Source organism: Micromonospora sp. NPDC048830 (assembly GCF_043198215.1).
Classification (GTDB): Bacteria; Actinomycetota; Actinomycetes; order Mycobacteriales; family Micromonosporaceae; genus Micromonospora.
Genome location: NZ_JBICUP010000006.1, coordinates 23,875 through 46,311, shown reverse-complemented (window position 1 = coordinate 46,311; position 22,437 = coordinate 23,875). Strand labels below are relative to the sequence as shown.

At 72.7% G+C, this 22,437-nt stretch carries 24 protein-coding genes and 2 pseudogenes; 16 read left to right on the top strand and 10 right to left on the bottom strand.

What is annotated here, in order from left to right; translation table 11 throughout:
- Positions 1-139: 139 nt before the first annotated feature.
- Together ACGFIZ_RS07940 and ACGFIZ_RS07935 are read right to left on the bottom strand one after the other, a co-directional pair.
- A complete protein-coding gene (locus tag ACGFIZ_RS07940) occupies positions 140-526 on the bottom strand; it encodes a hypothetical protein (RefSeq protein ID WP_393416955.1) in 387 nt (128 codons plus the stop codon).
- The gene (locus ACGFIZ_RS07935; RefSeq protein WP_393416953.1) at positions 519-803 is read right to left on the bottom strand and encodes a hypothetical protein; all 285 of its coding nucleotides are present in this window, start codon (positions 801-803) and stop codon (positions 519-521) included. The genes ACGFIZ_RS07940 and ACGFIZ_RS07935 overlap by 8 nt, the downstream gene beginning before the upstream one ends.
- Before the next feature lie 213 nt (positions 804-1,016).
- Here ACGFIZ_RS07935 and ettA point away from each other — a divergent pair, with 213 nt between their 5' ends.
- The 4 genes from ettA to ACGFIZ_RS07915 all read left to right on the top strand — a co-directional run bounded on the left by ettA (position 1,017) and on the right by ACGFIZ_RS07915 (position 4,622).
- A complete protein-coding gene (gene ettA, locus ACGFIZ_RS07930; RefSeq protein WP_393416951.1) occupies positions 1,017-2,693 on the top strand; it encodes an energy-dependent translational throttle protein EttA in 1,677 nt (558 codons plus the stop codon).
- 2 nt (positions 2,694-2,695) lie between these two features.
- Positions 2,696-3,139, top strand: coding sequence for a thioesterase family protein (locus ACGFIZ_RS07925; RefSeq protein ID WP_347670253.1), 444 nt, complete (start codon positions 2,696-2,698; stop codon positions 3,137-3,139).
- Positions 3,136-3,888 (top strand): hypothetical protein, encoded by a 753-nt coding sequence (locus ACGFIZ_RS07920; RefSeq protein WP_393416949.1) that lies wholly within the window; start codon positions 3,136-3,138, stop codon positions 3,886-3,888. Before ACGFIZ_RS07925 ends, ACGFIZ_RS07920 begins: the two co-directional genes overlap by 4 nt.
- A 149-nt stretch (positions 3,889-4,037) precedes the next feature.
- The gene (locus ACGFIZ_RS07915; RefSeq protein WP_393416947.1) at positions 4,038-4,622 is read left to right on the top strand and encodes a YbjN domain-containing protein; all 585 of its coding nucleotides are present in this window, start codon (positions 4,038-4,040) and stop codon (positions 4,620-4,622) included.
- A gap of 79 nt (positions 4,623-4,701) precedes the next feature.
- Here ACGFIZ_RS07915 and ACGFIZ_RS07910 read toward each other — a convergent pair whose 3' ends face one another.
- Positions 4,702-5,121 (bottom strand): globin, encoded by a 420-nt coding sequence (locus tag ACGFIZ_RS07910; RefSeq protein ID WP_393416945.1) that lies wholly within the window; start codon positions 5,119-5,121, stop codon positions 4,702-4,704.
- An 84-nt stretch (positions 5,122-5,205) separates the two neighbouring features.
- Between ACGFIZ_RS07910 and ACGFIZ_RS07905 the strand changes: the two genes are divergently transcribed.
- Positions 5,206-6,177 (top strand): RNA-guided endonuclease InsQ/TnpB family protein, encoded by a 972-nt coding sequence (locus ACGFIZ_RS07905; RefSeq protein ID WP_393416943.1) that lies wholly within the window; start codon positions 5,206-5,208, stop codon positions 6,175-6,177.
- Positions 6,178-6,367: 190 nt separating this feature from the next.
- On the opposite strand, the gene ACGFIZ_RS07900 is transcribed toward ACGFIZ_RS07905, so the two are convergent.
- From ACGFIZ_RS07900 to ACGFIZ_RS07885, 4 genes and pseudogenes are all read right to left on the bottom strand, one after another.
- A complete protein-coding gene (locus ACGFIZ_RS07900) occupies positions 6,368-7,744 on the bottom strand; it encodes an MFS transporter (RefSeq protein ID WP_393416941.1) in 1,377 nt (458 codons plus the stop codon).
- Between the two features lie 253 nt (positions 7,745-7,997).
- Positions 7,998-9,032, bottom strand: a complete 1,035-nt coding sequence (locus ACGFIZ_RS07895; RefSeq protein ID WP_393417251.1) for a mechanosensitive ion channel family protein — start codon at positions 9,030-9,032, stop codon at positions 7,998-8,000.
- A gap of 138 nt (positions 9,033-9,170) precedes the next feature.
- Positions 9,171-9,290: pseudogene (locus tag ACGFIZ_RS07890) on the bottom strand (transposase family protein); the annotation flags it as partial.
- Between the two features lie 507 nt (positions 9,291-9,797).
- Complete coding sequence (locus tag ACGFIZ_RS07885) at positions 9,798-9,968, bottom strand: hypothetical protein (RefSeq protein ID WP_393416939.1); 171 nt, start codon at positions 9,966-9,968, stop codon at positions 9,798-9,800.
- Between the two features lie 477 nt (positions 9,969-10,445).
- On the opposite strand from ACGFIZ_RS07885, the pseudogene ACGFIZ_RS07880 reads away from it, so the two are divergent.
- Positions 10,446-10,544: pseudogene (locus tag ACGFIZ_RS07880) on the top strand (GntR family transcriptional regulator); the annotation flags it as partial.
- Positions 10,545-10,847: 303 nt separating this feature from the next.
- A complete protein-coding gene (locus ACGFIZ_RS07875) occupies positions 10,848-11,390 on the top strand; it encodes an HNH endonuclease (RefSeq protein ID WP_393416937.1) in 543 nt (180 codons plus the stop codon).
- Between the two features lie 9 nt (positions 11,391-11,399).
- Here ACGFIZ_RS07875 and ACGFIZ_RS07870 read toward each other — a convergent pair whose 3' ends face one another.
- From ACGFIZ_RS07870 to ACGFIZ_RS07860, 3 genes are all read right to left on the bottom strand, one after another.
- The gene (locus ACGFIZ_RS07870; protein ID WP_393417249.1) at positions 11,400-12,173 is read right to left on the bottom strand and encodes a class F sortase; all 774 of its coding nucleotides are present in this window, start codon (positions 12,171-12,173) and stop codon (positions 11,400-11,402) included.
- Between the two features lie 223 nt (positions 12,174-12,396).
- On the bottom strand, positions 12,397-12,918 hold the full coding sequence (locus ACGFIZ_RS07865; protein WP_393416935.1) for a hypothetical protein: 522 nt from the start codon (positions 12,916-12,918) through the stop codon (positions 12,397-12,399).
- 124 nt (positions 12,919-13,042) lie between these two features.
- Positions 13,043-13,495, bottom strand: a complete 453-nt coding sequence (locus ACGFIZ_RS07860) for an Lrp/AsnC family transcriptional regulator (RefSeq protein ID WP_347670245.1) — start codon at positions 13,493-13,495, stop codon at positions 13,043-13,045.
- A gap of 145 nt (positions 13,496-13,640) precedes the next feature.
- Here ACGFIZ_RS07860 and ACGFIZ_RS07855 point away from each other — a divergent pair, with 145 nt between their 5' ends.
- The 9 genes from ACGFIZ_RS07855 to ACGFIZ_RS07815 all read left to right on the top strand — a co-directional run bounded on the left by ACGFIZ_RS07855 (position 13,641) and on the right by ACGFIZ_RS07815 (position 22,434).
- A complete protein-coding gene (locus ACGFIZ_RS07855) occupies positions 13,641-14,546 on the top strand; it encodes a tryptophan 2,3-dioxygenase (protein WP_393416933.1) in 906 nt (301 codons plus the stop codon).
- Positions 14,547-14,560: 14 nt separating this feature from the next.
- The gene (kynU, locus tag ACGFIZ_RS07850; RefSeq protein ID WP_393416931.1) at positions 14,561-15,829 is read left to right on the top strand and encodes a kynureninase; all 1,269 of its coding nucleotides are present in this window, start codon (positions 14,561-14,563) and stop codon (positions 15,827-15,829) included.
- On the top strand, positions 15,826-17,160 hold the full coding sequence (locus tag ACGFIZ_RS07845; RefSeq protein ID WP_393416929.1) for an FAD-dependent oxidoreductase: 1,335 nt from the start codon (positions 15,826-15,828) through the stop codon (positions 17,158-17,160). The genes kynU and ACGFIZ_RS07845 overlap by 4 nt, the downstream gene beginning before the upstream one ends.
- A 23-nt stretch (positions 17,161-17,183) precedes the next feature.
- Complete coding sequence (locus tag ACGFIZ_RS07840; protein ID WP_393417247.1) at positions 17,184-18,665, top strand: 2-hydroxymuconic semialdehyde dehydrogenase; 1,482 nt, start codon at positions 17,184-17,186, stop codon at positions 18,663-18,665.
- A complete protein-coding gene (locus ACGFIZ_RS07835) occupies positions 18,662-19,453 on the top strand; it encodes a 2-keto-4-pentenoate hydratase (protein WP_393416927.1) in 792 nt (263 codons plus the stop codon). The genes ACGFIZ_RS07840 and ACGFIZ_RS07835 overlap by 4 nt, the downstream gene beginning before the upstream one ends.
- 70 nt (positions 19,454-19,523) lie before the next feature.
- Positions 19,524-20,297 (top strand): 2-keto-4-pentenoate hydratase, encoded by a 774-nt coding sequence (locus tag ACGFIZ_RS07830; RefSeq protein WP_393416925.1) that lies wholly within the window; start codon positions 19,524-19,526, stop codon positions 20,295-20,297.
- Positions 20,298-20,429: 132 nt separating this feature from the next.
- A complete protein-coding gene (locus ACGFIZ_RS07825; RefSeq protein WP_347671135.1) occupies positions 20,430-20,858 on the top strand; it encodes a RidA family protein in 429 nt (142 codons plus the stop codon).
- Positions 20,855-21,379 (top strand): 3-hydroxyanthranilate 3,4-dioxygenase, encoded by a 525-nt coding sequence (locus ACGFIZ_RS07820; protein ID WP_393416923.1) that lies wholly within the window; start codon positions 20,855-20,857, stop codon positions 21,377-21,379. The genes ACGFIZ_RS07825 and ACGFIZ_RS07820 overlap by 4 nt, the downstream gene beginning before the upstream one ends.
- Positions 21,379-22,434, top strand: coding sequence for an amidohydrolase family protein (locus tag ACGFIZ_RS07815; protein ID WP_393416921.1), 1,056 nt, complete (start codon positions 21,379-21,381; stop codon positions 22,432-22,434). Before ACGFIZ_RS07820 ends, ACGFIZ_RS07815 begins: the two co-directional genes overlap by 1 nt.
- Positions 22,435-22,437: the final 3 nt, after the last annotated feature.

The window sequence follows — 22,437 nt, the reverse complement described above, 5'->3', positions numbered from 1 at the left end:
GGCCACCTCCGGGTGCTGTCGGGTACACCGCGATTGAGCGTACTGAGCGTAGCTGCGGCGTCTGGTGCCCCGTGCCGGAGTTCGTTACCCCTGCTCGTGCCCGTCGAACCCGAAAGTGATCTTGCCGACATCCCTCTTGTCAGAGGTCGATGATCGGCCACTCCTTCGGCAGCACCTCGCCGAGCAGTTCGCGTCGATCCGTCATGATCGGCGTGGTCGCGCGGGCGGCCTCCATCGCGGCCTGCGCCAGATCCATGCTGCCCAGGCTGCGGGACCAGCCGCCGAGAATCGCGCACATGTCGTGCTCGACCGGCGTGACGACCACCTGTTCCAGGTCGCCGACGATGTCCAGGAGCGGCCATCCGTCGCTGGTCACCTGCCGGTAGGCGGCGGCAAGGCAGAGCGCGGGAACGATCACGGACTGCCGCCTGTCCGCGACCTTGGCGATCTGCTCGCCCACCGCCTCGACGCCCTCCGAGTACGCGAGCAGGGACGCCGTGTCGAGTACCAGCCCGGCCTCAGTCACGGACCGTCAACCGTCCGCGGGACGCCTCGCTCAGCAGCGCTGCCGCCTTCGCTCGCAACTCCGGGGTGATCTTCGCCTGCGCCTCGTCGAGCTTCCGGCCGGCCTCGGTCAACCCCGCCTCCGTGAGCTGGAAACCCACCTGCCGCAGCGCCCGGCGGGTGCGTTCCCCGGCCATCCGTTGGCGCACGCTCTCTGTGATGAACGCGGAGACGTTGGGCTCCTCGGCCAGTCGCTCCGCCACGTCGTCCGGGACGCTGATGGCGATCTTCTTGGTCATACCGGAGACGCTATCGGGTTATACCGACTCGGGCAACGCGGCGCGCCCGCGTACGCCCGGGGGCGGGGCGATGTGGGCGCAGCGTGCCGTACCTGTCAGGATTGAGGATGGCGTGCGTGCGGCCGGCCACCGGCCGGCGGCCGCGGGCGGAGTTCCCGGCCCGCGCCCGCGCCCGCCGGCTCCCAGTCGCAACCTACGGAGGTAGCCCGCACCGTGGCCCAGTTCATCTACGTCCTGGAAAAGGCGCGCAAGGCGCACGGCGACAAGGTCGTGCTCGACAACGTGACGCTGAACTTCCTGCCGGGGGCCAAGATCGGTGTGGTCGGTCCGAACGGCGCCGGTAAGTCCAGCCTCCTCAAGATCATGGCAGGGTGGGACCAGCCGAGCAACGGCGAGGCCCGGCTGATGCCCGGCTACACCGTCGGCATGCTGGCGCAGGAGCCCCCGCTCAACGACGCCAAGACCGTCCTCGGCAACGTCGAGGAGGCGGTCGCCGAGACCAAGGCCAAGCTGGAGCGGTTCAACAAGATCGCCGAGCAGATGGCGACGGACTACTCCGACGAGCTGATGGAGGAGATGGGCCGGCTCCAGGAGGAGCTGGACAACGCCGACGCCTGGGACATCGACTCCAAGCTCGAACTGGCCATGGACGCCCTGCGCTGCCCGCCGCCGGACGCCGACGTCACCAAACTCTCCGGCGGCGAGCGCCGCCGGGTGGCGCTGTGCAAGCTGCTGCTGGAGGCACCGGACCTGCTGCTGCTCGACGAGCCCACCAACCACCTGGACGCGGAGAGCGTGCAGTGGCTGGAGCAGCACCTGGCCAAGTACGCCGGCACGGTCCTGGCGATCACCCACGACCGGTACTTCCTCGACAACGTGGCCGGCTGGATCCTGGAGCTGGACCGCGGCCGGGCCATCGGCTACGAGGGCAACTACTCCACGTACCTGGAGAAGAAGGCCGCCCGGCTGTCCGTCGAGGGCCGCCGCGACGCCAAGATGAAGAAGCGCCTCTCCGAGGAGCTGGAGTGGGTCCGCTCCAACGCCAAGGCCCGGCAGACCAAGTCCAAGGCCCGCCTCGACCGGTACGACGAGATGGCCGCCGAGGCGGAGAAGACCCGGAAGCTGGACTTCGAGGAGATCCAGATCCCGCCGGGCCCGCGCCTGGGCAACACGGTCATCGAGGCGAACCACCTGACCAAGGGCTTCGGCGACCGGGTGCTCATCGACGGCCTGTCCTTCTCGCTGCCGCGCAACGGCATCGTCGGCATCATCGGCCCGAACGGCGTCGGCAAGACCACCCTGTTCAAGACCATCGTCGGGCTGGAGCAGCCGACCGACGGCCAGGTCCGCGTCGGCGAGACCGTCGCGCTGTCGTACGTCGACCAGAACCGGCAGGGCCTGGCCGGCGACAAGACGGTCTGGGAGGTCGTCTCCGACGGGCTGGACCACATCATGGTGGGCAAGGTCGAGATGCCGTCGCGGGCGTACATCGCCGCGTTCGGGTTCAAGGGGCCGGACCAGCAGAAGCCGACCAAGGTGCTCTCCGGTGGCGAGCGCAACCGGCTCAACCTGGCGCTGACCCTCAAGATCGGCGGCAACGTGATCCTGCTCGACGAGCCGACCAACGACCTGGACGTGGAGACCCTGTCCAGCCTGGAGAACGCCCTGCTGGAGTTCCCCGGCTGCGCCGTGGTCATCTCCCACGACCGGATGTTCCTGGACCGGGTCGCCACGCACATCCTGGCGTGGGAGGGCGACGACCAGAACCCGGCGAAGTGGTTCTGGTTCGAGGGCAACTTCGAGGCGTACGAGAAGAACAAGATCGACCGGCTCGGCGCCGAGGCCGCCCGTCCGCACCGGGTGACCTACCGCAAGCTCACCCGCGACTGACCGTGGCTGACCGGTTCGTCTACCACTGCACGCTGCGCTGGTCCGACCTGGACGCGTACGGCCACGTCAACAACTCGCGCTTCCTCACGCTCTACGAGGAGGCGCGGGTGGCGTTGATGTTCGCCGGCGCCCGGGCGTGGGGGGTGAGCTCGTTCGCCGACGGGGTGGTCATTCGCCGGCACGAGGTCGACTACCTGCGCCCGGTCGACTACGCCCTGGGTCGGGCCACCGCCGAGGCGGCCCCGACGGTCCGCATCGAGATGTGGGTCGAGGAGATCCGGCACTCGCGGTTCACCGTCGGCTACGAGCTGTACGACGGGGATGCGCTGGCCAGCACCGCCCGTTCCGTGCTGGTCCCGTTCGACCTGGCCGGGCAGCGGCCGCGGCGGCTCACCGAGCCCGAGCGGGCGTTCCTGCTCGCGTACGCCCCCGGGGGCGCGCCGTGAGCGGGGCGCCGGCGCAGTCCCGGCGCCTCGCCCCCGGCGGGGCGGGGCACGGGCTGGACGGGGTCGCTGACGCGGGCGCGTTCCTGGCCCGGCTGGTCCGCCTCGATCCGGCCGCGCTGGTCCGGCTGCGCCCGGCGGCCCGGCCCGGCGCGCCCGCGGACGCGGACGGCCGTACGGCGCTCTGGGGCCGGCTGCCGTGGGGCGTGCTCGCCGTGCGCACGGTGGCCGGTGCGGGGTGCGGCGACGCGACCGTGGCCGCGGCGGAGCTGCTGTCCGGGCTGGCGGCCGGCGGGGACGCCCTGCCGACCCGGCGGGACGCCCAGTGGCGCTGGCCGCTGCCGCCGGCGGTGAGCCGGGCGGTGGAGACGGTCCCGGCGGGGGAACTGTGGCGCATCGCGGAGGCGGCGGCGGGCACCCTGCGGGAGGCCGCCGCGCACGGGGTGGCCGGCCGGGCGGTGGGGCAGCGGGCGCTGCGGGACGCGCTGCTCGACCACGTCGCGGTGGTGGTCACGCCCGAGGACCCGCCCGGCCCGCCGGTCGAGGTCGCCCAGCGGCTGGTCCAGGGTCTGGTCCGGATGGGCTTCCTGGGGCGCCCCGGTGGTGGCTCCGGTGCCGCCGCGCCGCGCCAGGCGGGCGCGGCTGCGGGCGATGTTCAGGTACGGGTGGCCGGCCGATGGGTCGGCCTGGTGGGGCCGTACGGAGCCGTATGGTCGCAGAAGGCTGCGGATCTTGCCGTAACGGCGCTCTGAGTTCATCCGAACGGATGACCTGTGGTCGTTCTTCTGGCCTGGTGCTGCCGTTGGGGGGATGCTTCAACCCGGCTGTCCGGGTACCGTCCATCCTCGGATCCAACGCACTGTAGGCGACTGGATCCGCTGGGGAGTGAGGTGCGCGAGCGATGCCGTGGTGGTCATGGCGCCCCGGTCCCGCCGGTGGCGGCGAACCGGAAACTCGAAGCGGGATCACAGTGGACAGCACCGTCCGGGTCGGACCACCGGCCCCCCGTCAGCCGGAGGAAGACTGCCCGGTCGCCGACCGACCGGTGATCGCGGACATGTCGACCGCCGTCGCGCCGGTCACCCTCCGCCGGATCTGCGACGCGCTCGACCTGCTGGACGTGCGCTACCTGGCCGACGGTGACGGCAACCTGCTGGCCATGTGGGAGCGGCACGCGGTGCTGGTCACCCTGGAGGGCCCGGAGGACGAGATCCTGGTGATGCGGGCCCGTCCACACGCGACCGTTCCGCCGGACTGGGCCGACCGGGCGTACCGGGTGGTCAACGAGTGGAACCACATGCGACGGTTCTGCAAGGCCTACATCGGCGATCCCACCGAACGGGGGCAGTTGCCGATCTACGCCGAGCTCCAGGTGCCGCTCGGCGCCGGCGCGCACGACGCGTTGCTGGTGGAGATGCTCGACTGCGGATCGGCCGTGGCGACGACCTTTGTGGACTGGCTGCACGACGAGGGTGCCCTGCTCTGATCCGCGAACCGCCCGGGCCGCCATTGCGCGGCCCGGGCGGCGTCGTGCCGAGGGCGGGTTCCGCGCTCGGCGGAGCCGCTCAGGCGGTGCCCGCCGGGTCGTCCAACGTGTTCACCATGAAGAACGCGGCCCGCTCCAGGTAGTCCCAGAGCGCGGTGGCGATGTCCGGCGGCAGGTCCAGCCGGTCGACCGCCCGGCGCATGTGGTGCAGCCAGGCGTCGCGCTCGGCCGCGCCGATGCGGAACGGGGCGTGCCGCATCCGCAGCCGGGGATGCCCCCGCTGCGCGGAGTAGGTGGTGGGGCCGCCCCAGTACTGCATCAGGAACAGCGTCAGCCGGTCCGCCGCGGGGCCGAGGTCCTCCTCCGGGTACATCGGGCGCAGCAGCGGGTCGGTGGCGACGCCGGCGTAGAACTCGTCCACCAGCTTGCGGAAGGTGGGCTCGCCGCCGACCGCCTCGAAGAGGGTCACGGGACGCCCGGACTCACCTGCGGGATTCACCGGATCGCCGCCAGGATGCCCTGTCCTTCAGGGCCGGAAAAAGTGGCGGAGGCGTTGTCAGCCATGATTGTCCTTTCTGGTTGGATGAGCCTTGTGCGGACGGCGTACAGGTGTCGGGCGTATCCGACCCCGGAGCAGGCGGTGGTGCTGAACCGCACGTTCGGCTGTGTCCGGGTGGTGTGGAACCGCACTCTTGCCGCCCGTCATGCTCGTTACCGCGCTGAGGGCAGATCGACGTCGTACGCGGAGACGGATCGGGCGCTGACGGAGATGAAGAAGCAGCCCGACCTGGCGTTTCTGGGTGAGGTGTCGTCGGTGTCGTTGCAGCAGACGCCGCGGCACCAGCACACCGCCATGACCGCGTTCTTCGCCAAGCGGGCCCGGTACCCGCGGTACAAGTCCCGGCACGGCCGGCAGTCCGCTTCCTTCACCCGGTCGGCGTTCCGCCTGCGTGGCGGGAACCTGACGCTGGGAAAGACACCCGGTGCGCTGCGGTTCGTGTGGTCGTGGCCCGGCGTGGATCCCGCCGGGTTGGATCCGACGATGGTGACGGTGTCGCGTGACCCGGACGGCCGCTGGTTCGTCACCTTCGCCGTTGACGTCGAGACACCCACCGCACCCGAACCCACCGGCCAGGTGGTGGGTGTGGACCTCAACCTGGCCGACTTCGCGGTGCTGTCCACCGGCGAGCGCATCCCGCACCCGAGGCACATGGAGCGGCGCGAGCGCCGACTCAAGCGGTATCAGCGGATGATGACCCGCAAACGGAACACCCTCGCCGTCGTGGACCGCTGGTACCCATCGAGCAAGACGTGTTCGGTGTGCGGGCACCTGCTCGCCACACTCTCCCTCGGCACACGCCACTGGACGTGTCCGAGTTGCGGCACCTGGCATGACCGGGACGTCAACGCCGCACAGAACATCGCCGTCGCGGCCGGGCTGGTCGAGACGCAAAACGCCTGCGGAGCGGACGTCAGACACGGGGGATCTCCTTCCGTGCGGTCTGCGGTGAACCAGGAACCCCAACCCGCGAGGGTGGGAATCCCCCGCCTTTAGGCGGGGGGAGGATGTCAACGCTCCATCCTGCCAGGCGGCGCCGCGGGAACCGGCGGGACCGTACCGGCCGGGGTGGGTGCCGACCGCGTCACAGCGCGGGCCCGCGCGGCGCCACCGGGGCGCTGGGACGGGCGGACACCGCAGCGGCGGGGTCGACGGCTGACGCGGTGCGGGCGACCGCCGTGGGCGCTCAGCTCACCGCCTGGCTGGTCCGGCCCCGCTCGCCGGGCAGGCCGTCGAGCGGCTCGCTGCCCTCGGCGGGCTGGCGCGGCTGGACGGCCGCGGGCACCACGCTGTTCCCGGCGGCCTCGACCGCCGCGTCGATCGTCTCCCGCGTCGGCCAGGCCGCAACGGCCAGCGCCATCAGCAGCACCCCGGCGACGCTCCACGCGCCGACCACCGTGGGAATGGCGATCCACTCGGCGAGCAGCCCGGTGGCGAGCACGGCCGACCCCTGGGCGACCTGGACCCCGGTGGCCATCACGCCGAAGGCGCGGGCCCGGTAGCCGTTGGGCAGCGCCCGGACGAAGAGCCCGTTGGCGACCGGGAGCAACCCGGCGACCGCGAAGCCGCAGAGCCCGGCGAGCAGGGCCACCACCAGCGGCGGCGGGTCCAGCAGCGCCGGCACCAGGGCCAGCGGGGCCAACACCGCGAGCGGTCGGATCAGGACCAGCCGGCGGGCCGGGGCGACCGTCCGGCTGACGAGCAGCCCGCCCAGGATGAAGCCGACCGGGTTGGCAGCCATGATCACGGCCTGCGCCGCGCCCGTGTCCAGGCCGCCGCTGGCGCCCTCCCGGGCCCAGGCCGCGGCCAGCCCCTCCGGCACGATCGAGAAGAGCATGGAGCTGAACACCAGCAGGGCGATCGCCCGCAGCACCGGGGTGCCGAACACGATCCGGAAACCCTCGCCCGTCTCGCGCAGCAGGTGACTGCGGTGCGCGGCGCTCATCGCCGGCGGCCGGTCGCGGACGCCGAACCGCACCAGGACCGCCGAGACGGCGAAGGTGGCGGCGTTTATCAGCAGGGCGGCGGTCGGGTTGACGGCCGCGATGGCCGCGCCGATCAGGTAGCCGAGCACCTGGGCGGCCTGCCCGGTGCTGCTGTTCAGCGACAGCCCGACGACCAGCCGGTCGCCGGTGAGGATGAGCGGCATCAGCGCGGACCGGGCGGCCTGGCTCGGCGGGTTGGCCAGGGTGGTCGCGAAGAGCAGGCAGAGGATCAGCCAGGCCGGGGCGCCCGGGATGGCGATCAGCACCATCAGGGCCATCCGGATCAGGTCGCACGCGACCATGACCGAGCGGTAGCGGTACCGCTCGGCCAGGGTGGCCAGCAGCGGCCCGCCGATCAACCAGGGCAGGAAGCTGACCGCGAACGCGGCGGCCGAGTAGCCCACGGACTGCGTCTCGCGGTAGACCAGCACGGTCACCGCGGCCTTGGCGATGAAGTCGCCGATCCAGGAGAGCGCGCTGGCGGCGAAGACCGCTCTGTACTCCCGTTGGGCGAACACCTCGCGGAAGGTGGCCGGCCCTTCCTGGGAGGGTCGCTCGTCGGACACCGTGGCCTCCATCGCCCCCGCCGCGACCACTCGTGGTGACCTGCCCGGGAACCGTCGTCAGATCTACGGATCAGCGAGACGTGAGCACGCCCGGCAGGGAACGTGCGTACCGGATTCTGCCCGATCGTCTGAGAGCTGGCTAGGGTGAACGGCTAGATCGTCGCATCTCCGACTGAACGAACGGACGATACCCGAGGGTTGGCGCGGTGGCGAGACCGGATCGACGGTCGTGTGTTTCCGCAGCTCCCGGAGCGCCCCGAACGGTTCAGGTGGCGCCGCCCTGACCGGTGCCGTCCGCCTCGGGCACCCGCACCGTCACGCCAGGGTAGAGGCGGGCCGCGATCCGGGCGGTGATTCCGGAGTTCTCCAGCGCCTCGGCGAGCCGTCGGCGCAGCTCCCGGCCCACCGCGAACTGCCCGTCCGCGGTGGTCTTGACCACGGTACGGATCACCGCGCCCTCCACGGTCATCTGCTCGACACCCAGCACCTCCGGCGGCTCGACGATCTCCGGCGCCAGGTCCGGGTCCATCGCCACCGCCGCCGCGGCCGTACGCAGCACCGCGCTCGCCTCCTCGGTGCCGGCGAACCCGATCGGCAGGTCGACCACCACCAGGGCCCAGCCCTGGCTCTTGTTCCCCACCCGGATGATCTCACCGTTGCGGATGTACCAGAGCACGCCCCGGCCGTCCCGGACCGTGGTGACCCGCAGCCCCACCGCCTCCACGACGCCGGTGGCCTCGCCCAGGTCGACCGTGTCGCCCACGCCGTACTGGTCCTCCACCAGCATGAACAGGCCGGCGATCAGGTCCTTGACCAGGCTCTGCGCGCCGAAGCCGAGCGCGACGCCGGCGATTCCCGCGCTGGCCAGCAGCGGCGCCAGGTCGAAACTGAACTCGCGCAGGATCATCAGCAGCGCGATGCCGAAGACGAACGCGCTCACCGTGCTGCGCAGCACCGAGCCGATGGCCTCGGCCCGCTGCCGCCGCCGCTCGGGGACGAAGTCGCCGTCCTCCGGCGCGGCGCTCGGCACCCGCTCGCGCAGCGGGCGCAGCAGCGTCGGCACGGCGCCCTCGGTCGTGGTGCGGACCAGCCGGTTGATCGTCCGGTGCAGCGCCCAGCGGGCCGCGAAGGCGACCGCCAGGATCAGCACGACCCGCAGCGGCTTGAGCAGGATCCAGTAGCTGCCCTCGGCGAACCAGGCCGAGCCGGTCGTGTCGTACAACCACTCGCAGGAGGTGCTGCCCTTGCAGTCGGCGCTCGGGCCGGCGCTCGGACCGGGAAGGGACAGGGCGGCGGACATCAGGCTGGTGGCACTCACCCTGCTTTCGTACCGCACCGCCGCTGACCGCCCGCTGGCGGACCCGCCATCCGGTACGCCCCGGCACCGGGTAACCGTGCGGAACCGGTCATCCTGACACGGCCCGAAAAAGAAGAAGCGTCGTACCCGCAGGTGAAGCACCGTCTCCTGGCCGGCGAGCGCGGCGTCGAGCAGCCGCCGCTCATAGCGGCTGTGAACCCGCCGCGACGGGGTCGCGCAGTGCGGGCAGGCGGCCGTCACGCTGCTGGTCTGCGCATACCCCCGTACCGAGGCACCTTTGGCTAGCACGTTTGTGATCCGCAGCCCGGCCAGGTGAGGGACACAACCTCGATCAAATCCACTATGGATCTCCGTGTGTGTGGTCAGGTCAAGGCGTGTACTCCCTTGCCGGCGAGGGCTTGTTGCAGCCGGTGGGAGTCGCCTTGGGTGGTGATCACGTGGGCGTGGTGCAGCAACCTGTCACGCCCTCGCCGAGACGCCCTGCGAGCTGCCCGACCCGACCACCCGCGAGGACTGCCGCTGGCCCGCCCTCGGCGCCATCACCCGCGCCGACGGATACACCCGGCCGATCTGCTCCCGCCAACGGCACACCGACGTCCTGCGGTACCACCCGCACACCGACGGCCCCCTGCCCGGCGACCCCGCCGGCTCTTGGACCTGACCCTGAAGGCCGACGGTCGGGCGGTCCCCGCGCACACATCGGGGAGCCGCCCGACCGTGCCCATCAGTGACCCCGGCCGGGGAGCCTCAGCCGGGCGTGAGCCAGCGGGATACCGCCTCGGTGAAGACCACCTCGTACGGAAGCCCTCGTAGGTCGTCCGCGGTCACCTCCAGGCCGCGAGCCTGAGCCAGCTCGGCCAGCCATGACCAGGGATGGTCCTCCCCGGACTCCTCCTCGTCGGGAAGCACGGCGCTCAAGACGTGCGGGGTGAGGCTGTCCCGAGTCTCGTGGAGCGGAACAGCGCCACTGTCCGGGGCGCCGGTTGATCGGGCGGTGACAGTGAACCCGCGTTCCGCGTGCAGGAGCACGCGCCGGCTGTCCTCCAGCATCGCGAACTCGCTGACGATGAAGCTCCGGGTGCACGCATCGTCGGGGTAGGCACGTGCGAGATCGCAGGTGGCGCCCAGGCCGACAACCCGACCGGGTTCGACCGGGGGAAGATCCGTGGGAGCGCGGTAGGCACCCGGGTACGGGCGCCAGCCGGCTTCCCCGCTGCTCACTGTCCCACTCCCGACGTTCCTGTGATCGCTTCCGCTGATACTTGCACAAACCGTGCCATCTGATCACCGGTTACGGTGTCGCCGGGGACGGCAGAGGTTGGGCGATCAGGGGCTACACGTGAGGTCCACGGGGTTCCCGTAGTACACCTCAGGGGGGTCGGCGATGCCGGGCAGGGGGTAGCTCGCGCTACGGTGCGGCGTGCCGTCGCGCTGCTGGTGGATCAGGGTGTGCTGTTTGTGGTGCCGCAGCGCGGGATGTTCGTGAAGCCATAGAGTGACGGCCCTCGATGCGCAGCCGTGATCATCGGGCACAGATCCGGCACAACTGAGACCGAAAACCCGGGTAGAACGTCGAAAGGCGTTGAGGGGCGCTGACCTGGTCAGACGCCAGGTCTGCCCGATTTTGAATGATCCTCATTCCACGTACCGCATTAGTACGTGCAATCCGGGGCCTTATCAGGGACGATTGGCGCAACGGACGTGGGTGATCCCGCCGGCGTCGGGTGTGGTTCCGTGTGCGGGCGTGCATCCGGCGCGACCACCGGCGGGAGCGGCTGGACCGGGAGGCTGAGCGCGATGCCTGACATACGACCCACGGTGGGCTCCGGAGCGTTGGTCCTCAACGTCACCTACGAGCCGCTGTGTGTCGTGTCGGTGCGTCGCGCCGCGATCCTCGTACTGTCCGCCAAGGCCGTCTGCGTCGCGGACGGCGACGGCGTCCTGCACAGCGCCCGCAGCGCGCTCCCGGTGCCCTCGGTGGTCCGGCTCACCCGGTTCGTCCGGGTGCCCTACCGCACCCACGTCGGGCTGTCCCGCCGGGCGATCTTCGCCCGCGACGGCTGGCGGTGCGCGTACTGCCGGGGCCCGGCCGAGACCATCGATCACGTCTTCCCCCGCAGCCGGGGCGGCCGGCACGCCTGGGAGAACGTGGTGGCCGCCTGCGCGCGGTGCAACCACACCAAGGGCGACAAGACCCCGGCCGAGCTGGGCTGGCGGCTGTACGCCCTCCCGGCCGCCCCGAAGGGGACGGCCTGGCGGGTGCTCGGGCACCGGGTCCCCGACCCGCGCTGGGCCAACTGGCTCGACCTGCGCGAGCCCGAGGCCGAGGCGGCGGCCTGATCCCGGGACTCACGTGTTGCGGGCCTTGACCAGGGACGCGTAGACCACGACGTTGTCGGCGTACCCGGTCTCGCCGCCGACCCAGCGCCCCCCGCAGGTGATCAGCCGCAGCCGGGGCCGGCTGAAGTCGCCGAACACCTCGTCCACCGGCAACTTCTCCTTGTCGTACCGGTGCACCGCGTCCACCTCGAAGACCGCCACCGACCCGTCCGCCCGGCGGACCTCGATCCGGTCGCCGGAACGCATGCTCTTCAGCTCGTGGAAGACCGCCGGCCCGGTCCGGGTGTCGACGTGCCCGACGATCACCGCCGGGCCGTACTGCCCGGGGGTCGGGCCCTGGTCGTACCAGCCGGCCTCCTGGGCGCGTCCGGCGTCCGGCACCCCGATCGTGCCGTCGGGCGCGATGCCGACGTCGTGCACGGGGGCGTCGAGGTCGATGGAGTTGATCGCGATGCCGGTCGGTCGGCTGGCCGGCAGCACCGGGAACTTCTTCGGCGGCGGCCGCAGCCCGACCACGAACCGGTCCGGAAGCACGCTGTAGCCCGTCAGAGCCTGCGTACCCAGCATCGCCAGGACCAGCGCCATCAGGGCGGCGACGACCAGGACGGGGGCACCCGGGCCCCGACTGGCGACCGGGCGCCACCGCCCCGCGCCCGCCCCGGGCCGCGCGGCGTTCCTCGGTACGGGCCGAGTGGCCGGGTCGGCCGTCGCGACGCTCGCCGAGCAGGACTGGCCGGCGACCCGGGCGAACCGCCGGCAGCCCCGGACCGCGAGCCACACCATCGCCCGGACCCGGCCCGGCGACCGCTCGGTCGGGCGGCTGCCGGGCTGCAGGCCGGTGCCGCGGCGGTCGGGCGTCGGCGCGTCGGCGCTGTGTCCTGCGGCGCGGTCGGGCGTCGGCGCGGCGGCGCTGTGTCCCGGGGTACGGTCGGGCGTCCGCGCGGCGGCGCGGCGGTTCCGCGCCGGGGCGTCACGCGTACGTCGGCGGGCCATGACAGGTGCCTCGTCAGGAACGCGTCCCGGTCCGTCCACGGCCGCCGAACGCGCCGAACCCGGCCGCCACGGCCGCCACGGCCAGGCCACCGACCAGCAGCAGCGCGGCGGTGCCCCGGCCCCCGGACGTGCCGCCGAGACCGGTGTTGGGGCCCTTGCTCGGCTGCGTCATGTTCAGCACCGTGAGCGTGGTCTGCGCCGTGTTGCCGTTCGGGCAGCGCAGGTCGACCGGGAAGTCGCCCGGCTCCTTGCTGGCGGGGATGGTGACCGTGCCGGTCAGGAAGCCGTTGTCCGGGCGGACGACGACCCGTCCGAAGGCGTCGGAGCGTACCTCCGCCTGCCGCCGGTTGTCGTTGTCGCAGCTGGCCCGGATGCTGACCCGGGTGCCGGCCTGCGCGCTGTTCGGGGTGACCTCGACGAAGGTGTTCTGCCCGGCCCGCGCCGGGGCGGCGGTGGCCAGGACGAACGCCCCGACCAGGCCGAGCACGGTCAGCGCGGCCGACAGGACACGAGGTGAGACGGTGAGCCCCCGCATGGTTCCCCCCTCCCGGTGTGGAACACCGGAAATCGACGGGTGAGCGTGCTCTGCTTTCCCCGTGACCCAGGGGCAAACCCGACCGGCCCGCCGTGCGGGGTTGTCGACCGGGACCCTCGACCTATCAAGAAGGGGCCCTTCCTCTCAACGGGGTGACCGGGTGCCAGCCGAGGGGGGTGGACAGGACCATCGTGCTGGACGGCTGGCCGTACGGGGCGAGGCGGTCGATGACCCCCTCGAACTCGGTGATCGAGCCGGCCGCCACCCTGAGCATGCTGCACGCGTCCCCGGTGATCCGGTGGATCTCCATGATCTCGGGCCAGCCCGCCACGTCGGGGTCGTTGAGGATGCAGCGGGAGCCGTAGCAGGACATCCGGATCAGCGCGACCACGGCCCGGCCGGCGCGGGCCAGGTCGACGTGCGCGTGGTAGCCGGTGATGACGCCGGACTCCTCCAGGCGGCGGACCCGCTCGGCCACCGCCGGCGGCGACAGGTGCACCCGGCGGGACAGCTCGCTGAACGACAGGCGCGCGTCGGCCTGCAGTTCGCGCAGCAGCGCCCAGTCCATGTCGTCCACGCTCAACCTTCCCCTCCGAAACCACGAGGCCTTCTCGGCCTTACGCACCGCAGGTCAGACGGCCGAAGCGCCGTTGATCCGGCATTCCGTTCGGCGTATTACCCGCGAGAGCATGACGTTACCGGCACATGGACGGAGACGACAGGTGGAGCAGACGGACCTGCGGGCGCCCACGCTGGCCGCGGCGGTGCGTCCGGTCACCCCCCAACAGCGCGCGGCCAAGGCGGCCCGCAACGGCGGCAAGCCGACCCTGGAGTTCGCCGAGCGGGTGCCCTACGACACGTATGTGCGCGCGAGCACCCTGCACCGGTTGCAGCAGCCGCTCAGCGACGACCCGGGCGAGATGTCCTTCCTGATGGTCAGCCAGATCATGGAGCTGTACTTCGGGCTGACCTGCCACGAGCTGCGCGAGGCGCAGCGCTGCCTGCGCGCCGACCGGGTGTGGGACGCCCTCGCCCCGCTGCGCCGGGCCGCCCTGCACCTGGAGGGGCTCAACGCGGCCTGGAAGGGGCTGCGCTGGATGACCCCGGCCGACTTCAACCGGTTCCGCAACCTGCTCGGCGAGGGCTCCGGCTTCCAGTCGGCCATGTACCGGCACCTGGAGTTCCTGCTCGGCCTGCGCGACGCGGCCCTGGTCCGGCCGTTCCGCCGGCAGACCGAGGTGTACGCCGAACTGCGCGCCGCCCTGGCCGCCCCCAGCCTCTGGGACGACGTGCTGGCCCTGCTCGCCCGCTGCGGCTTCGACCTGCCCGCCGAGGTGCTCGACCGCCACGTCGCCGAGGAGCACCAGCCGCACCCGGCCGTGGCGGCGGCGTGGGTGACCGTCTACGCCGACGGTGGCGGCCCGGACAACCACCTGCGCCTGCTCGGCGAGGCGCTGACCGAGGTGGCCGAGCAGTTCGGCGACTGGCGGTGGAACCACCTCAAGGCGGTGCAGCGCAGCATGGGCGCCAAGGCCGGCAGCGGCGGCTCGGCGGGCCTGGCGTGGTTGCAGCGCAGCATGGCCCGGGTGGTCTTCCCGGAGCTGTGGTCGGCCCGGACCGCTATGTGAGCGGAGAGCGAGACATGCACACCCCCGAAGAAGAAGCGCGGAGACTCGACGCCGCCGACCCCGGGCACCGGCACCTGTTCCACGTGCCCCCGGCCGACGGCGGGCGCTACCCCGAGGCCGCGTACCTGGCCGGGAACTCCCTCGGGCTGCAGCCCCGGGCCACCCGCGACGAGCTGCTGGCCGACCTGGACGCGTGGCGCCGGCTGGGGGTCGAGGGGCACCTGGAGGCGCCGCGGCCGTGGCTGCCGTACCACGAGCTGTTGACCGGCCCGGTCGCCCGGCTGGTCGGCGCCCGACCCGCGGAGGCCGTGGTGATGAACTCCCTCACGGTCAACCTGCACCTGCTGATGGTCGGCTTCTACCGGCCGGCGGGGGAGCGGACCCGGATCGTCATCGAGGACACCGCCTTCCCGTCGGACAGCTACGCCGTGCGCAGCCAGGCCCGCTTCCACGGCCTGGACCCGGACGCCACGGTGGTGCGGCTCAGGCCGCGCCCCGGCGAGGACACCCTGCGCACGTCCGACGTCGTGGAGTTCCTCGCCGCCGAGGGACACACCGTCGCGCTGGTGCTGCTCGGCGGGGTCAACTACCTCACCGGCGAGCTTATGGACATCCCCGCGATCACGGCCGCCGGCCGGGCCGCCGGGGCGGTCGTCGGCTGGGACCTGGCGCACGCCGCCGGCAACGTGCCGCTGGCGCTGCACGACTGGGACGTCGACTTCGCCGCCTGGTGTTCGTACAAGTACCTCAACTCGGGGCCGGGCGCGCTGGCCGGCGCGTTCGTCCACGAGCGGCACCTCGGCCGGGCCGACCTGCCCCGCTTCGAGGGCTGGTGGAGCACCGAGGCCGGTACCCGGTTCGAGATGGCCCCCGTCTCCCGGCCACCGGCCACCGTGGAGGCGTGGCAGGTCTCCAACCCGCCCATCTTCGCGATGGGGCCGGTGCGGACGTCGCTGGAGCTGTTCGACTCCGTGGGAATGCCGGCGCTGCGCGAGCGCAGCGTGCGGCTCACCGGGTATCTGGAGCGGCTGCTCGACGAGGTCACCGCCGACCGGCCGCTGACCGTGGTGACCCCGCGCGAACCGGACCGGCGGGGCTGCCAGCTCTCGGTGCGCATCGGCGCGGGCAGCGCCAACGAGCTGACCAAGCGGCTGCGGCACGAGCACGGCGTGATCGCCGACACGCGGGAGCCGGACGTCGTCCGGTTCGCCCCGGTGCCGCTCTACTCGACGTACCACGACTGCTGGCGGGTCGCCGACGCGCTGGCAGGCACCGACTCATGAACACCGAACCCGACGAGATCGCGGTGGTCGGCGCGGGGCTGGCCGGCTGTCTGCTGGCCTGCTTCCTGGCCCGGCGCGGCCACCGGGTCGCGCTCTACGAGCGGCGGCCGGACCCGCGCACCGGCCGGGTCGAGCGGGGCCGCTCGATCAACCTGGCGCTGTCCGAGCGGGGGCTCGACGCGCTGCGCCGGATCGGCCTGGACGGGCAGGTGATGGCCGACGCGCTGCCGATGCGCGGCCGGATGATCCACCCCGTGGCGGGCGAGCCGCAGTTCCAGCCGTACAGCGCCGCCGGGGACCGGGCGATCAACTCGATCAGCCGGGGCGCGCTGAACAACGCCCTGCTCAGCGCCGCCGACGCGCTGCCGGGGGTGCGGACCGCCTTCGACCACCGGCTGGTCGGCCTCGACCCGGCGACCGGGGAGATGACCTTCGAGACGCCGCAGGGCAAGGTCACGGCCGCCGCGCCGGTCGTCCTCGGCGCCGACGGGGCCGGCTCCGCCGTGCGCGGGCAGCTGCTCGCGTACGGGGTGCTGGGCGAGAGCCTCGACTTCCTCGACTACGGCTACAAGGAGCTGACGATCCCGCCGCTCGGCGGCGACTTCGCACTCGACCCGGCGGCGCTGCACATCTGGCCGCGCGGCACCTCGATGATGATCGCGCTGCCCAACCCGGACCGCTCCTTCACCTGCACCCTGTTCTGGCCCACCCACGGCACGGCGAGCTTCGCCTCGCTGACCAGCCCGGCCGCGATCGAGCGGCACTTCGCCACCCACTACCCGGACCTCGTCCCGCTGGCGCCGAACCTGGTCGACGACTACCAGCACAACCCCGTCGGCGTGCTCGGCACGGTGCGCTGCGCCCCGTGGCAGGCGCACCGGGTCTGCCTGCTCGGCGACGCCGCGCACGCCATCGTCCCGTTCTACGGCCAGGGCGCCAACTGCGCGTTCGAGGACGTGGTGGAGCTGGACCGCTGCCTCGACGAGCGCGGCGAGGACTGGGCGGCGGCGCTGCCGCTGTTCCAGGCGCGGCGGCAGGCCAACGCGGAGGCGATCGCCCGGATGGCGCTGGCGAACTTCGTGGAGATGCGGGACAAGGTCGCCTCCCCGGTGTTCCAGGCCCGGCGGCGGGTCGAGCACGCGCTGGAGCGGGCCCTGCCCGGCCGGTACGTCTCCCAGTACGAGCTGGTCTCCTTCTCCACCACCCCGTACTCCGACGTCCGGCGGCGCGTCCGCCGCCAGCACCGGGCGCTCGGGACGGTGGCCGCGGGAGCGGCGGCGCTGCTGGCCGGGGCGGTCGGGGCGGCGGTCACCCGGGGGCGGCGGCGATGAGCGTCGACTGGAACACGAGCCTGCTGGCCGGGCGGGCGCCCGGCGGGCCGGGGCTGCTGCGCAACTTCGTCGGCGGGGAGTTCGTGGCCGCCGGGCGGCGGTTCACCAAGCGCAGCCCGGTGACCGGCGAGCCGGTCTTCGAGGTCGTCGAGGCCGACCGGTCCACCGTGGACGACGCGGTGGCCGCCGCCCGGGCGGCCCTGCGCGGGCCGTGGGGGCGGATGGGGGAGCGGGAGCGCGCCGAGGTGCTGCGCCGGGTCGCCGACGAGCTGGAGCGCCGCTTCGACGACCTGGTCACCGCCGAGGTGGCCGACACCGGCAAGTCGATCAGCCAGGCCCGCACGCTGGACATCCCGCGCGGCGCGGCCAACTTCCGGGCGTTCGCCGAGATCGTGGCGACCGCGCCGACCGAGTCGTTCACCACGGTCACCCCGGCCGGCGGCCGGGCGCTGAACTACGCCGTCCGCAAGCCGGTCGGCGTGGTCGCGGTCATCGTGCCGTGGAACCTGCCGCTGCTGCTGCTGACCTGGAAGGTCGCCCCGGCCCTGGCCTGCGGCAACGCCGTGGTGGTCAAGCCCAGCGAGGAGACCCCCGCCTCGGCGACCCTGCTCGCCGAGGTGATGGCCGCCGCCGGCGTCCCGGACGGGGTGTTCAACCTGGTGCACGGCTTCGGCCCCGACTCGGCCGGGGAGTTCCTGACCCGACACCCGGGGGTGGACGCGATCACGTTCACCGGCGAGTCGGCCACCGGCGGCGCCATCATGCGCGCGGCGGCGGACGGGGTGAAGGCCGTCTCCTTCGAGCTGGGCGGCAAGAACGCCGGCCTGGTCTTCGCCGACGCCGACCTGGACGCGGCGGTCGCCGGCTCGGTGCGGTCCAGCTTCACCAACGGCGGCCAGGTCTGCCTCTGCACCGAGCGGATCTACGTGCAGCGCCCGGTCCACGACGAGTTCGTCGAGCGGCTGGCGAAGGCTGCCGACGGACTGACGTACGGCTGGCCGGCCGACGAGGCCACGGTGAACATGCCGCTGATCTCGCACCAGCACCGGGACAAGGTGCTCGGCTGTTACGACCTGGCCCGGGCGGAGGGTGCCGAGGTGCGCGCCGGGGGCGGCACGCCGCGCTTCGGCGACGCCCGCGACGGGGGCGCGTACGTGCGGCCGACCGTGCTGACCGGGCTCGGCCCGGACGCCCGGACCAACCGCGAGGAGATCTTCGGGCCGGTGGTGCACGTCGCGCCCTTCGACGCCGAGGACGAGGCGTACGCGCTGGCCAACGGCACCGAGTACGGCCTGGCGGCGACGGTCTGGACCCGGGACGTCGGCCGGGCGCACCGGGCCGGCGCCCGGCTGGACGCCGGCATCGTCTGGGTCAACACCTGGTTCCTGCGGGACCTGCGCACCCCGTTCGGCGGGGTGAAGGCGTCCGGCATCGGCCGCGAGGGCGGCGTGCACTCCCTCGACTTCTACTCCGAACTCACCAACGTCTGCGTGGACCTCTCTTGATCGATCTGGACGGCGCGGTACGCGAGCTGACCGAGGCCCGGGAGAGCGGGAAGCCCTGCCCGCCGCTGCGCGGGCGGCTGCTGCCCGAGGGGGACGTCGCCTCGGCGTACCAGGTGCAGCAGCGCCAGGCGCGGGCCTGGCGCGACCGGGGCGAGCGCCGGGTGGGCGCGAAGATCGGGCTGACCTCCCGGGCGGTGCAGGAGAGCCTGGGCGTCTTCGAGCCGGACTTCGGGGTGCTCACCGACGCCATGGCCGTCGCCGACGGCGCGGAGGTGCCGCTCGGCCGGCTGCTCCAGCCGCGGGTGGAGGCGGAGGTCGCCTTCGTGCTCGGCGCGGACCTGACCGACGAGCGGGTCACCACCGTCGACGTGATCCGGGCGGTCGACCACCTGCTGCCGGCCATCGAGATCGTCGACTCGCGGGTCGCGGGCTGGGACATCTCCATCGTGGACACCGTCGCCGACAACGCCTCCAGCGGGCTGTTCGTGCTCGGCACCGCGCCGCGCCGGCTCGCCGACGTGGACCTGCGGCTGTGCGGGATGGTCCTGGAACACGCCGGGGAGCCCGTCTCCGTCGGCGCCGGGGCGGCCTGCCTCGGCAACCCGCTGCACGCGTTGGCCTGGCTCGCCGGCACGATGGCCCGCGCCGGCGACCCGCTGCGCGCCGGGGACGTGGTGCTCTCCGGCGCGCTCGGGCCGATGGTGCCGGTGACGCCCGGCGCGGCGTACGAGGCCCGGATCTCCGGGCTCGGCTCGGTGCGGACGTGTTTCTCCCGGGAGGCCCAGTGAGTGGCCAGCAGGACGTGATCGTGGACCTGGCGCTGGACCCGGCGGGCCGGCGTCCTCAGGAGGGGGCAGCGTGATCGGGCCGGACGTGGCGGGAATCGCCGAGAGGCTGGGCGTGGCCGCCGACACGGCCACCGCGATCCCGCAGCTCGCCGCCGAGACCGGCCTGGACGTCGACGGCGCGTACGCCGTGCAGGCCGCGCTGGTGCAACGCCGGCTGGGCCGGGGCGAGCGCCTGGTCGGGCTGAAGATGGGCCTGACCAGCAAGGCCAAGATGGCCCAGGTCGGGGTGGACGAGGTGATCTGGGGCCGGCTCACCGACGCCATGCGGGTGCCCGACGGCGGCACCGTGGACGTCGGGGCGTACATCCACCCCCGGGTCGAGCCGGAGGTGGCGTTCCTGCTGGACCGGCTGCCCGAGCCGGGCGAGCCGGTGGGCTCCTTCACCGACGCCGTGCGCGCGGTCGCCCCGGCGATCGAGCTGATCGACTCCCGGTACGCCAACTTCACGTTCTCCCTGCCCGACGTGATCGCCGACAACACCTCGGCGGCGGCGTTCGTGGTCGGGCCGTGGTCGGCCGTGCCCGACGGGCTGGACAACCTCGGCGTGCTGCTGGAGGTCGACGGGCGGGTGGCCCAGGTCGGTTCGACGGCGGCGATCCTCGGTGATCCCCGTCGGGCGCTCGACGAGGGGCTGCGCCTGGTTGGGCGGCACGGGGTGCGAATGCATTCCGGCTGGGTCTTCCTGGCCGGGGCGGCCACCGCCGCGGTGCCGCTGGCTCCTGGTGCGCATGTGCGGGCCGTCGTCGAGTCGCTCGGCGCCGCTTCCCTACGGGCTTCCTCATGAGCGCTGGGTTCGTGGTGGGGGTTCCGGGCAGCCCAACCGGCTCCGGGCGGTCAGGCGTGATCCCTGCGCCGGTTGGGCTGCCCGGAACCCCTGACGTGGCCACCGTCCGCCGGTTGCTGCCGGATGGTCGTCATGGGTGACGGCGCCAGGGTCGTGGCGGGGAAGGCCGTGCCGCGGGGGGCGTTTCCGCACGTCAAGGTCGCCGGTGGGTTCGTCTTCGTCTCCGGTACGTCGTCCCGCCGCCCCGACAACACGTTCGCCGGCGTCGAGGTGGACGAACTGGGCACGACCAACCTGGACATCCGGGTGCAGACCCGGGCCGTGATCGAGAACGTGCGGGACCTGCTGCGCTCGGTCGGCGCCGACCTGTCGGATCTCGTACAGGTCACCACGTACCTGGTCAACATGAACGACTTCGGGGGCTACAACGAGGTGTGGGCCGAGTTCTTCGACGCCACCGGGCCCACCCGCACCACAGTGGCGGTGCACCAACTGCCGCACCCGCACCTGCTGATCGAGATCCAGGCCGTGGCCGTCGCACCCACAGGAGGTCAGTCGTGAGCGAGATCGCCGAGCCGTTCAGTTTTCCCGGGTGGATCGCCGAGAACCAGCACCTGCTGAAGCCGCCCGTGGGCAACAAGGAGATGTTCCCGGGCGGAGACGACTTCATCGTCATGGTCGTCGGCGGGCCGAACCAGCGCACCGACTTCCACGTCGACCCGTACGAGGAGTTCTTCTACCAGGTCAAGGGCAACATGCACGTCAACCTGATGACCCCGGAGGGGCCGCGTACGGTGCACGTGCGCGAGGGCCAGATGTGGATGCTGCCGCGGAACACCCCGCACTCGCCGCAGCGGCCCGAGCCCGGCTCGATCGGCGTGGTGGTCGAGCGGGTCCGCGAGGAGGGCACGCTGGAGAAGTTCCAGTGGTACTGCCCGGAGTGCGGGCACAAGGTGCACGAGGTGGAGTTGCAGGTCCGCGACATCGCCGCCGACCTGCCCCCGGTCTTCGGCGCGTTCTACGCCGACGAGAAGGCGCGCACCTGTGACGGGTGCGGCGCGTTGCACCCGGGCAAGGGCTGATGGCCGGGCCCGTTCGGGGCCTGCCCGGGCAGGCGCGGCATCCGGTGGTGGACGTGCACACGCACGTCGTACCGAAGGGGTGGCCGGACCTCGGCGCGGCGTGCGGCGGGTCCGGCTGGCCCTGGCTGCGCATCGACTCGGAGCGGGCCGCCATGATCATGGTGGGGGAGACCGAGTTCCGCCCGGTGGGGGCGCAGTGCTGGGACCCGGCGGTCCGGCTCGCCGACATGGCCGACGACGGCGTCGACGTGCAGGTGGTCTCCCCGACACCGGTGTTCTTCTCCTACGACCGTCCGGCCGACCAGGCCGTCAAGGTGGCCCGCATCTTCAACGACCTGACCCTGGAGGTCACCGCGGGCGGCACCGGCCGGCTCGTGCCGTTCTGCCAGGTGCCGTTGCAGGATCCGGACGCGGCCTGCGCCGAGCTGGACCGCTGCCTGGCGGCCGGGCACGCCGGGGTGGAGATCGGCAACCACGTCGGCGACCGCGACCTCGACGACGCGGGCATCGTCACGTTCCTCCAGCACTGCGCCGAGGTGGGCGCGCCGGTCTTCGTGCACCCGTGGGACATGCCGGGCGGCCCCCGGCTGGACCGCTGGATGGCCCGCTGGCTGACCGGGATGCCTGCCGAGACGCATCTGTCGGTGCTGGCCCTGATCCTCGGTGGCGTGTTCGACCGGGTGCCGCGCTCGCTGCGGATCTGCTTCGCGCATGGCGGGGGCAGCTTCCCGTTCTGGCTGGGCCGGGCCGACAACGCCTGGCACCGCCGGGGCGACCTGGTACGCGGTGCCTCCAGCGCCCCGCCCAGCGCCTACGTCGACCGGTTCTGCGTCGACTCCGTGGTGTTCGACCCGGCGGCGCTGCGGCTGCTGGTCGAGACGATGGGGGAGGACCGGGTGCTGGTCGGCAGCGACTACCCGTACCCGCTGGGGGAACGGCCGGTCGGCGACGTGGTCCGCCGGTCCGACTTCCTCACCGACGGGCAGCGCGACAAGCTGCTGTCCGCCAACGCCCTCCACTTCCTCGGCGCGTCAATGTATACGAGCCGCCGTTGAGTA